Origin of the sequence: Streptosporangium pseudovulgare, from assembly GCF_014648055.1 — a bacterium.
Classification (GTDB): domain Bacteria; phylum Actinomycetota; class Actinomycetes; order Streptosporangiales; family Streptosporangiaceae; genus Streptosporangium; species Streptosporangium pseudovulgare.
Genome location: NZ_BMQJ01000055.1, coordinates 1 through 2,446, shown reverse-complemented (window position 1 = coordinate 2,446; position 2,446 = coordinate 1). Strand labels below are relative to the sequence as shown.

General features: G+C 70.6%; 2 protein-coding genes. Both read right to left on the bottom strand.

The window, feature by feature from the left end; genetic code table 11:
- Positions 1-83 precede the first annotated feature (83 nt).
- Entirely contained in the window at positions 84-569 is a 486-nt protein-coding gene (locus tag IEZ10_RS38400) for a YxiG-like protein (protein WP_189251413.1), read from the bottom strand.
- 34 nt (positions 570-603) lie between these two features.
- Entirely contained in the window at positions 604-2,373 is a 1,770-nt protein-coding gene (locus IEZ10_RS38395) for an IS481 family transposase (RefSeq protein WP_373287462.1), read from the bottom strand.
- Positions 2,374-2,446: the final 73 nt, after the last annotated feature.

The following is a 2,446-nucleotide window of genomic DNA, read 5'->3' as shown; positions in this document are numbered from 1 at the left end:
TGTCAGGGCTCAGGACCCGTGCGACAGATCCGGCGCAGGAGGTGGGTGACACTCCGGCTAGATGATCTGTTGCTCTTCGACGCCTATTGAACCGGAAACGTGGGGTCCGGGCTCTGCCATTCGGGTGGGAGTTCTTCGATCTGCAGGTCGGAGAAGACCAGGGTCAGGTCGTGGGCGTTGGCCTGGATCCGGATCTCGTGGAAGTCGATGCCGAGGGCTGCGGCCCACTTCCGGGCGGCCGGTGAGTCGGTCACGAGCGTGGGCCCGGGGTAGAGCTCCTGGCAGTTGACGCCCCAGACGTATCCGTCGAGGTCGACGCCAGTTTCGTTGGCGATGAGCCGGTCATCGAGGGAGGTGCGCCAGGTGTCGGCCGAGACGGTGGTGGTGCAGGTGGCCTGCACGCAGTGGCGGAACAGGTAGCGCAGCGTCGCCGGTGCGATCCCGCTCCTGGGGTCGGCGGTTGCGTGGATGATGAGCTGGTAGTCGCGCATGTAGTTCGTGAAGCCGTGGTGGAGCAGGGCTTGGTCGAAGACGTCGTCCAGGGCCTGTTGCAGCTTCACCGGATCCATGCACGCAGTTCTACCCGACGGCGTGATCTTCTGGTCAGTGCTGGGGCTTGCGGACCTTGAACCGGGCTATGGGTTTGGTGGTGGTGCGGGCGACCTCGGCGATGACCTGGCCGGCATGGGTGATGCGGAAGGTGGCGTCGGCTGCTTCGACGGTCACGGTCGCTCCGGCGTGGCCGATGCCGACGCCGATGCGCTGGCCGGCGATGGCGATCCAGCCGCGGCTGCTGACCCGCCGCTGCACCCGGACCGGTTCGGCCGCCGGCCGGGGTGCGGGCCCGGCGGGGCGCGCGTCGCGCAGCCGGGCCGTCTCAGCTTCGGTGAGCGGGTTGGGCAGGGTGCGCAGCAGCGTGGATCCGTCGCTCAGGTGCAGCACGGCGCCCTCCAGGCGGATGGTCAGCCGGCGTCCGGCGAACGGCGAGCCGACCGGGCATGATCGGCCGCCGAGGGAGACCACGCCGGAGGCGTTGACGGTCCGCTCCACCTCGACCGCCCCGCCGGCGCCGGGCCGGGCCGGTGCGGGGAAGGGCGGGATACGGGTGCCGCCCTCGGCGATCAGCTGCCGCAGATGCCGGACGGTGAGCCGGGAGGGCACCTTCTTGATCCTCACCCCGGCGGCCAGCAGTTCGACGGTGCCGGCGTCGGCCCGCAGGGTGAGCGTCAGACCAGCGCGGTGGGTGCCGAGCCAGAACTGCTGCCCGCAGACGGTCAGGTTGCCCGAGGCGGGGACGACGCGGGTGAACTCCACGGCCAGGTCCACCGGATCGATTCCGTTCACCGGCATCATCGGCGCGGCTGTCTCGACCGGCCCCGGTTCCGCCACGGGCTCAGCGACGGCCTCGGGGTCGGGGAGTGCTCCGGTGGCGCGCAGGTCCGCCGGCAGGCGCAGCGGCAGCCGCTCGTCGGTGCGGGGGTGGAACCGGTCGGCGGGGCGGGCCATGTTCAGCGCTTGGTGGGGGCGGTAGGTGTTGTAGTCGGCGACGAAGGCGTCCAGGACCTGCTGGGCGTGTTCGATGCTGTCGAACGGTTCGTGGTCGTCGAGCAGTTCGCGGCGCAGGGTCTGGTGGAAGCGTTCGACCTTGCCGGTGGTGGTGGGTGAGTGCGGGCGGGTCAATCGGTGGGTGATGCCGTTCTCGCGGCAGATCCGGTCGAACAGCACTTCTCCGCCGCGGCCGAAGCGGGCGGTGAACTGTTTGCCGTTGTCGGTCAGCAGTTCCTCGGGGATGCCGTGGCGGCGCAATGCGTCGGCCAGGGCCAGGCACACGGCCCGGCCGGTGGGGCGGGTCACCACGGTGGCGGTCACGCAGTAGCGGGAGTGGTCGTCGACGCCGGTGACGATCTTGCATTCGGTGCCGTCGGCCAGCAGGATTCCGCCGACGATGTCCATCTGCCACAGTTGCATCGGCTCTGGTCGCTGCCAGCGTGTGTAGTCCTCGCGCCGTCGGCGTCGGGGGACGGGTTGCACCAGGTGGTGGCGGATGAGCACGCGGTGCACCGTGGCCCGGGACGGCACCGGGCCGGGGCAGGGGCGGCGGGTCAACTCCCACACCAGGCGGCGGGCGCCCCAGCGGGGGTGGTTGCGCCGCAGCTCGCAGATCAGCGCCTCCACCGCGGCCGGGATCCGGGCCGGGGAGGTATGCGGGCGCGAGGAGCGGTCGGCCAGCCCGTCCAGGCCCTGGGCACGGTAGCGGCCCAGCCATCGGTGCACCGTCTGCCGGGAGACTCCGAACCTGCGGGCGACCTCGGTGACGCTCGCCCCGGATGACACCTGCAGTACGGCTTGGTACCGCTGCTCGACCACGCTCAACTCCGCCAGCACTCGGCGAAGTGTCACACAGGTCCTGAGCACGATCTGTCACGCAGATCATGAGACCCGACAC

What these genes read in the sequence shown, in the direction of transcription:
- IEZ10_RS38400 (WP_189251413.1), bottom strand. Translation starts at nt 569, where the DNA reads ATGGATCCGGTGAAGCTGCAACAGGCCCTGGACGACGTCTTCGACCAA.